The following is a 7,991-nucleotide window of genomic DNA, read 5'->3' as shown; positions in this document are numbered from 1 at the left end:
GGCTTCTCACGCACCGTGACCCGCCATTACAGCGTGCCGTGCGTGTTTTCCACCGAGCAACTGCGCTATCCGAAACCGGACGGCAGTATTTGCCTGCAGAAGAGTTTTGTCGGTGATGGCGTGAAGCTCGACTGCGCCGGCGGGTTTGGCGCGGTGATGATGGTGACGGCGACCTTCGGCATGGTCGCGGCGACCAAGGCTGTGGACAAGATTGTGGCGGGTGTGCGGCGGCCGGCGGATCGGGTCAAGCCTCAGGTTTAAGTGTTGCTGCTGATGGCCCCATCGCGAGCAGGCTCGCTCCCACATTTGGAATGCATACCCCTGTGGGAGCGAGCTTGCTCGCGATGGGCTGCGAAGCGGCCCCGTTACTGCGCCAACTCCCGCATCCGCTGAAGTACCGCATTCAAGCCATTACTGCGGGATTCGGACAACTGCCGCCCCAGCCCCAACTGATTGAACCAGTCCGGCAAATCCACCTGCTGCAACTCGGCCGCGGACAACCCGTTGACCCGCGCCAGCAGCAATGCCACTAACCCGCGAATCAATCGCGCATCGCTGTTGGCACTGAACTGCCAATGGCCATCGCGCAACTCACCCACCAGCCACACTTGGCTTTCACAACCGTGCACCCGGTTGGCATCACACATCTGCACGTCACTCAACGCTGGCAGGCGCTCGCCCCATTGCATCAGCAGGCGTGCGCGCTGTTCCCAACCGGCAGCTTTCTGAAAGGTTTCGAGCGCCGTGACGGCATCGGCAGGCAGGTTCATCGCAATAGCTCCAGCGCCTGATCCAGGGCTTCAAAGAACCGCTCCAGGTCCTCGGAATCGTTGTACAGCGCCAACGACACCCGAATCGCCCCGGCCAGTTCGAAGCGTTTAAGCAGTGGCATGGCGCAGTGATGGCCGGCGCGCACCGCGATCCCTTGTTCGGTCAGCAAATGCGCGAGATCGGCGTTATGCACACCCTTGACGGTAAAACTGGCCAATGCCACTTGCGGCTTGCCCAGCAGGTGGATGCCGTGACGTGCCTCAAGGCCCTTGAGCAGGCAGGCATGCAACGCCGCTTCATGGGCGGACACGGCGTCCTGATCGAGCCCGGCGAGGTAATCAAGGGTCGCTCCGAGGCCGATCACACTGGCAATCGGCGGCGTCCCGGCCTCAAAGCCCAGTGGTGCCGGGCGAAAGCGGGCGTCGTGGTAGTTGGCGTCCAGCACCATCTCACCGCCGAATTGCCACGGGCGCAGTTGTTGCAGCGCTTCATGGCGTCCGAACAGCACGCCCAGGCCATCGGGCCCGTAGAGTTTGTGGCTGGAGAACACATAAAAATCGCAGCCCAGCGCTTGCACGTCGTGGCGGCCGTGGACCACGCCCTGGGCGCCGTCGATCACGGTCAAGGCATTGTACGCCTTGGCCAGTGCCAGCAATTCGGGCAGCGGCTGCCACGCACCAATCACGTTGGACAGTTGACTGACCGCCAGCAGGCGTGTGCGCGAGCCGATCAAACCGGCAGCGGCTTCAAGGTCGATCACACCGTCGGCATCCAGCGGCAGGATCACCAGTTTCAGGTCGCGACGGTGCGCCAGTTGCTGCCACGGCAACAGGTTGGCGTGATGCTCCAGGGCGCTGATGACAATCTCGTCGCCCGGGTTGAAAAGATGTTCCAGGCCGTAGGCCAGGAGATTCAGCGCGGACGTCGCGCCGTGGGTAAAGATGATCTGCCCACAGTCGCTGGCGTTGAGCCATTGCGCGGCTTTGCGGCGGCTGTCCTCGAACGCCTGGGTGGCGTGGGCGCCGGGCAAATGCTGCGCCCGATGCACGTTGGCCGCGCCGTTGGCGTAGTAGTGCGCCAGGGCATCGAGCAGGGCTTGAGGTTTTTGCGTGGTGGCGGCGTTGTCCAGATAGGTCTGGTCTTGCCGTTGCAGGGCGGCGATGGCTGGAAAGTCGGCGCGCCAGGGAGAGAGAATCATCATGTGTTCAGCCCTGTGAACTTGGGCGGATGTACACCGGACCTTGTGGGAGCGAGCTTGCTCGCGATGGCGTCCGTAAGCTCGCCAAAAAGCATCGCGAGCAAGTTCGCTCCCACAGGTGCCTGCGGCACTTAGTTGTGAGCGTGCAGCGCTTCGTTCAACTCGATGGCCGATTTGTGGGTTTTGCATTCCACGGCACCGGTTTCCGAATTGCGACGGAACAGCAGGTCCGGCTGGCCGGCCAGTTCACGGGCCTTGACCACTTTGACCAGTTGATTGTTTTCGTCCAGCAACGCCACTTTGGTGCCAGCGGTCACGTACAGGCCCGACTCGACGGTGTTGCGGTCGCCCAACGGAATACCGATACCGGCGTTGGCGCCAATCAGGCAGCCTTCGCCGACCTTGATCACGATGTTGCCGCCGCCCGACAGGGTGCCCATGGTCGAGCAGCCGCCGCCCAGGTCCGAACCCTTGCCGACGAATACGCCAGCGGATACGCGGCCTTCGATCATGCCCGGGCCTTCGGTGCCGGCGTTGAAGTTGATGAAGCCTTCGTGCATAACGGTGGTGCCTTCGCCCACGTAAGCGCCCAGGCGCAGACGCGCAGCGTCAGCGATACGCACGCCGGCCGGTACCACGTAGTCGGTCATTTTCGGGAACTTGTCCACCGAGAACACTTCCAGCAGCTCGCCGCGCAGACGGGCTTCGAGCTGCAGTTCGGCCAGTTCGCTCAGGTCGACCGCGCCCTGGCTGGTCCAGGCCACGTTCGGCAGCAGCGGGAAGATGCCGGCCAGGTTCAGGCCGTGTGGTTTGACCAGGCGATGGCTCAGCAGGTGCAGCTTGAGATAAGCCTCGGGGGTGGACGACAGCTGGGTATCTTCAGCCAGAAGGGTGGCGACCAGCGGCTTGTGGCTTTCGGCCAGACGGGTCAGCAGGGCAGCCTGGGCAGCGTCAACGCCTTTGAGGGCTTCGGCCAGTTGCGAGGCCTGGGCGGTGCTGAATGCGATGGCCTGATTACCTTCGGTGTAGCCCAGAATCGGTGCGATAGCAGCGACGACTTCAGCCGATGGCTTGAGTACTGGGGCGGCGTAGAACACTTCCAGCCATGCGCCTTGACGGTTTTGAGTGCCGACGCCGAAGGCCAGGCTGAACAGGGTAGTGGACATGTGTATACCTCTAACAAAATTGAACGGGCTGCTTACTTGAGTGCGGCCGCGTAGATGTCTGGCTTGTAGCCAATCAGGGTTCGGTCACCGAGATCGAGCACCGGGCGCTTGATCATCGAGGGTTGTGCAAGCATCAGTTCGATGGCTTTCGTCTGGTCGAGATCGGCTTTGCGTTCGTCGTCGAGCTTGCGAAAGGTCGTGCCTGCACGGTTCAACACCACTTCCCAGCCGTGCTCGTTGCACCATTGGGTCAGGTGTTCACGGTCGATACCGACCGCTTTGTAATCATGAAAGTCATAACCGACAGCGTGTTCATCGAGCCAGGTGCGCGCCTTTTTCATGGTATCGCAGGCTTTGATGCCGAAAAGGTGCAACGTTTTGCTTGAAACGGTCAAGGAATCGCCCCCTTTGCAGGTGCTGAAAATAAAAGGTGACGGATTATGCCATGACCGGACGGTTTCGCGTCTGCTGTGGTCGGCTTTGTATTTGTGTCAGGGCATAGAACCTTGTAGGAGCTAGCTTGCTCGCGATGAACCTGAGAGCGCCGCGGGGTGTCAGGCATGCAGCGTCATCGTTAACGACCATTGTCGGAACGCCGCCCGGGGCAAGCTCGCTCCTACAGGGGGTTGTGGTTCAGGCTTGCGACATTAGTTGTACCACCTGAGACGTCATCACCAGATTGGTGATGACGTGTTGCGTGAAGTGCTGGGTGAGCTTGATTTGAGTGAGGCCAAGCTGGGCCAGGTTAAGTAAACCTCGCGCCTACCGGCGCTGAATAAACGCACGAATCCGTTCGGCAGCCTCGACACACTCCGCCAACGGCGCGACCAAAGCCATACGCACGCGCCCGGCCCCCGGATTGACGCCATCGACATCTCGCGACAGGTAAGAACCTGGTACCACGGTCACGTGCTCCTGCTCGAACAGGTCGCGGCAGAACGCAGCGTCGTCACCGGCCACATTCGGCCACAGGTAGAAACTGCCATCCGGTCGCTGTACGTCCATGACCGGGCTGAGGATTTCCAGTACCGCATCAAATTTCTCGCGATACAACGCACGGTTGGCGCGCACATGCACTTCGTCATTCCACGCAGCAACACTGGCCAGTTGGGTTTGAACCGGCATCGCGCAGCCGTGATAGGTGCGGTAGAGCAGGAAGCCCTTGAGGATGTCGGCGTCGCCAGCGACAAAACCCGAGCGCAGGCCCGGCAGGTTGGAACGCTTGGACAGGCTGTGGAATACCACGCAACGCTTGAAGTCCTGGCGACCCAGTTCCGCGCAAGCGCTGAGCAGGCCAGGTGGCGGGGTTTGTTCGTCGAAGTACAGTTCGCTGTAGCACTCGTCCGCGGCGATCACGAAGTCGTATTCGTCGGCCAGGGCGATCAGCTTCTTCAGGGTGTCGACCGGAATCAGGGCGCCGGTCGGGTTGCCCGGCGAGCACAGGAACAGGATCTGGCAGCGCTTCCAGATGTCCGGCGAAACGGCGTCGAAATCCGGGTTGAAGCCGTTCTCATCCAGGCACGGCAGGTAATGCGGCTTGGCCCCGGCGAGGAACGCCGCGCCTTCGTAGATCTGGTAGAACGGGTTCGGGCTGACCACCAGCGCGTCATCGCCACGGTTGACCACGGTCTGGGTGAAGGCGAACAGCGCCTCACGGGTGCCGTTGACCGGCAGCACGTTGCGCGCCGGGTCGATCCAGCCTTTGGGGACATCAAAGCGACGCTCGCACCAGGCGGCGATGGCTTCACGCAGCTCCGGGATGCCGAGGGTGGTCGGGTATACGGCCATCTGATCGAGATTGCTTGCCAGCGCTTCGGCGACGAAGCTCGGCGACCGGTGTTTAGGCTCGCCAATGGACAGCGCAATAGGGCGCTTGTCCGGGTTGGGCGTGACGCTGCCGAGCAAGGCGCGGAGTTTTTCGAACGGGTAAGGCTGGAGCTGGGACAGAGCATTGTTCATCGATAAATCTCGTTCGGTGTTGGAGCGGCGCTGGTCCCTGTAGGAGCGAGCTTGCTCGCGATGGTCGTCAACGATAACGCGTTCTTGCCAGAATAACGCGGCGTATTTGAGTTCATCGCGAGCAAGCTCGCTCCTACAAAAGGCGGGCCGTTGTTAAGTCAGATGCTGATGCGCGACAGTTTGATATCGGGTTCCTGGTTGACGCTCAGTTGTTCGACGATCGCATCCTGCAGGCGGCTGCACAGCAGTGGGTCGGACAGCGGCTGATTGTTCGCGTCGGTGATGAAGAACACGTCTTCCACGCGCTCGCCGAGGGTGGCGATCTTGGCGTTTTGCAGCGACAGATCGAACTCCAGGAAAATCGTGCCAATTCGCGCCAGCAGGCCCGGGCGGTCGGGCGCCGTGAGTTCCAGTACCGTCACCGGGCGCTGGGCGTCGTTATGGATCGTCACCTGTGGCGCAAAGGCGAAATGCTTGAGCTGGCGCGGCACCCGGCGCTGGATGATGGTCGGGTAGTTGTCCGGGTTGCGCAGGGCTTCAGTCAGGCCGTCGCGGATCTGTTTGACCCGTGCCGGGTTGTCGCCAATCGAGTCGCCGTCGGCGTCGAGCACGATATAGGTGTCGAGGGTGAACTGGCTGCTGGAGGTGATGATCCGGGCGTCGTGAATGTTCAGATTGAGCTGGTCCATCGCCGCCACAGTCACGGCAAAGAAGTCGTGCTGGTCCGGGGCATAGATGAAGATCTGCGTGCCGCCTTCAAACTCGCGCTGGGTGGTTTCCTTGATCAGCACCAGTGGCCCGCCGTCGGCCGGTTGCTGGAGGATCGCGTCGCTGTGCCAGGCGACGTCGCCGGCGGTGTGACGCAGGAAATAGTCATCACCCAACTGCGCCCACAGTTGCTCGACATCGTCCGGATCGGTGCCGCCGCGCACCAGGATGTCCAGGGCGGCGCTCTGGGTCTGGCGTATCTGCTCTTCACGGTCCACCGGGTTCTCCAGGCCTCGACGCAGGGCGCGCTTGGTTTCGGTGTAGAGCTGGCGCAGCAGGCTGGCGCGCCAGGAGTTCCACAGTGTCGGGTTGGTGGCGTTGATGTCGGCGACGGTCAGCACATAGAGGTAGTCGAGGCGGGTTTCGTCGCCGACGATCTGTGCGAAATCGTGGATGACCTGCGGGTCGGACAGGTCCTTGCGCTGGGCGGTGGTCGACATCACCAGGTGGTTTTGCACCAGCCACACGATCAGGCGGCTGTCCCAAACTGGCAGCTGATGGCGCTGGCAAAAGGCCTCGGCATCCACGGCACCGATGTCCGAGTGGTCGCCATGCCGGCCTTTGCCGATGTCGTGGTAGAGGCCGGCCATGTAAATCAGCTCGGGTTTGGGCAGCTTGCCCATGAGCTTGCTGGCCAACGGGAATTTTTCCGACACCTGGGTGTACTGCAATTTACGCAGGTGTTTGATCAGGTTCAGTGTGTGCGCGTCGACCGTATAGATGTGGAACAGGTCATGCTGCATCTGCCCGACGATAAAACCGAATTCGGGCAGATAACGCCCCAAGATGCCGTAACGGTTCATTCGCCGCAGGTTGCGGTGGATGCCGATCTTGCACTTGAACAGTTCGATAAACAGGCTGGTGTTGCGAATATCGTTGCGGAAGTCGTCGTCGATCAGATGACGGTTTTCCCGCAGCAGACGAATGGTGTCGGCGCGCACGCCTTTGATTTCCGGCTGCTGGGCCATCAGCACGAAGATCTCGAGCATGGCGAACGGCGTGCGGCGGAAGACGTTGTTGTTGCGTGCCTCGATATAACCGTCATGCAACTGGAAGCGCGAGTTGATCGGCTGCGGTGGGGCTTCGTCTTCCGGTGCGAGGATGACTTCTTCGAAGTGCTGGATAATCAGGTCGCTGAGCTGGGCGATGCTCATCACCACCCGATAATACTGTTGCATGAAATTTTCGATGGCTTGCTTGGCGTCGTCGCCTTTGAAGCCCAGCAGCCCGGCAATGGTGCGCTGGTGATCGAACAGCAGGCGGTCTTCGGAGCGGCCAGCCAGCATGTGCAGGGCATAGCGTACCTTCCACAGGAACTCCTGGGAGGAGGCGAGCAGGGCGTTTTCACTCTCGACCAGGAATCCCTCGCCAGCCAGTGCCCGCAGGTTCAGGGTGCCGTACTCGCGGCGGGCCACCCACAGAATCGTCTGGATATCCCGCAGGCCGCCGGGTGAGCCTTTGACGTTGGGTTCCAGGTTGTATTCGGTGTCGTTGTACTTGTGATGGCGGGCCTTTTGTTCGGCACGCTTGGCCAGGAAGAAGTCCTTGCTCGGCCACATGTGCCCGGTGCTGGTGACGTCCAGCATGCGTTGGCGTAAATGCTCGGGGCCGGCGATGGTGCGGCTTTCCATCAGGTTGGTGACAACCGTCAGGTCGGCGCGGGCCTCGACGGCGCACTCGTCGACCGAGCGAACGCTCTGACCGACCTCCAGGCCGATGTCCCACAACAGCGTCAGAAAACGCTCGATGGAATCGCGGAAAACTTCGTGGTCGGCGCTGTCCAGCAGGATCAGCAAATCGATATCGGAGTAAGGATGCAATTCACCTCGGCCGTAGCCGCCGACCGCAACCAGCGCAATATCGGCGTCTTCGCTCCAGTCGAACTGCTCCCAGGCCTTTTTCAGGATGTTGTCGACGAACCAGGCGCGATCCTCGATCAGCCGGCGAATGTCGCGGCCGCTGCGAAAACGCGCGTCGAGCACCTCGCGGGCCTGGCGGATCGCCTTCTTGAAGGCCGCGATCGGGCTTGCCTTCAGGGCCAGTTCAGCCTGGAACTGGCCGCGGTCGAAGAGTTCGGGATCCACCTGCGGCATCGATTGGCTTTCCTTTCTATAGGCGATGTACGGTAA

The 7,991-nt window shown here is 61.4% G+C and carries 6 protein-coding genes and 1 pseudogene; 1 reads left to right on the top strand and 6 read right to left on the bottom strand.

Going from position 1 to position 7,991, the window contains the following annotated elements; genetic code table 11:
• Positions 1–261 (top strand): annotated as a pseudogene (locus tag PMI29_RS10705) (tRNA threonylcarbamoyladenosine dehydratase); the annotation flags it as partial.
• 104 nt (positions 262–365) lie between these two features.
• Here PMI29_RS10705 and PMI29_RS10710 read toward each other — a convergent pair.
• The 6 genes from PMI29_RS10710 to PMI29_RS10735 all read right to left on the bottom strand — a co-directional run bounded on the left by PMI29_RS10710 (position 366) and on the right by PMI29_RS10735 (position 7,955).
• Positions 366–770, bottom strand: coding sequence for a SufE family protein (locus PMI29_RS10710; RefSeq protein ID WP_008000061.1), 405 nt, complete (start codon positions 768–770; stop codon positions 366–368).
• Positions 767–1,972, bottom strand: coding sequence for an aminotransferase class V-fold PLP-dependent enzyme (locus PMI29_RS10715; protein WP_008000059.1), 1,206 nt, complete (start codon positions 1,970–1,972; stop codon positions 767–769). The genes PMI29_RS10710 and PMI29_RS10715 overlap by 4 nt, the downstream gene beginning before the upstream one ends.
• Positions 1,973–2,100: 128 nt before the next feature.
• Positions 2,101–3,135: a 2,3,4,5-tetrahydropyridine-2,6-dicarboxylate N-succinyltransferase gene (gene dapD, locus PMI29_RS10720; protein ID WP_008000057.1), complete on the bottom strand. Its 1,035-nt coding sequence runs from the start codon at positions 3,133–3,135 to the stop codon at positions 2,101–2,103.
• A 32-nt stretch (positions 3,136–3,167) separates the two neighbouring features.
• A complete protein-coding gene (locus PMI29_RS10725; protein WP_008000055.1) occupies positions 3,168–3,530 on the bottom strand; it encodes an ArsC family reductase in 363 nt (120 codons plus the stop codon).
• Positions 3,531–3,897: 367 nt separating this feature from the next.
• The gene (dapC, locus tag PMI29_RS10730) at positions 3,898–5,094 is read right to left on the bottom strand and encodes a succinyldiaminopimelate transaminase (protein WP_008000053.1); all 1,197 of its coding nucleotides are present in this window, start codon (positions 5,092–5,094) and stop codon (positions 3,898–3,900) included.
• 158 nt (positions 5,095–5,252) lie between these two features.
• Positions 5,253–7,955 carry a [protein-PII] uridylyltransferase gene (locus PMI29_RS10735; RefSeq protein WP_008000051.1) on the bottom strand — a complete coding sequence of 901 codons (2,703 nt, stop codon included), beginning with the start codon at positions 7,953–7,955 and terminating at the stop codon, positions 5,253–5,255.
• Positions 7,956–7,991: the final 36 nt, after the last annotated feature.

It is taken from the genome of Pseudomonas sp. GM49 (assembly GCF_000282355.1).
Taxonomy (GTDB): domain Bacteria; phylum Pseudomonadota; class Gammaproteobacteria; order Pseudomonadales; family Pseudomonadaceae; genus Aquipseudomonas.
The sequence above is the reverse complement of the archived record's forward strand: the minus strand, read 5'-3'. Positions and strand labels throughout refer to the sequence as shown.

Coding starts and splice junctions, on each gene's coding strand:
- PMI29_RS10710 (WP_008000061.1), bottom strand. CDS start 770: ATGAACCTGCCTGCCGATGCCGTCACGGCGCTCGAAACCTTTCAGAAA.
- PMI29_RS10715 (WP_008000059.1), bottom strand. CDS start 1,972: ATGATGATTCTCTCTCCCTGGCGCGCCGACTTTCCAGCCATCGCCGCC.
- dapD (WP_008000057.1), bottom strand. CDS start 3,135: ATGTCCACTACCCTGTTCAGCCTGGCCTTCGGCGTCGGCACTCAAAAC.
- dapC (WP_008000053.1), bottom strand. CDS start 5,094: ATGAACAATGCTCTGTCCCAGCTCCAGCCTTACCCGTTCGAAAAACTC.
- PMI29_RS10735 (WP_008000051.1), bottom strand. CDS start 7,955: ATGCCGCAGGTGGATCCCGAACTCTTCGACCGCGGCCAGTTCCAGGCT.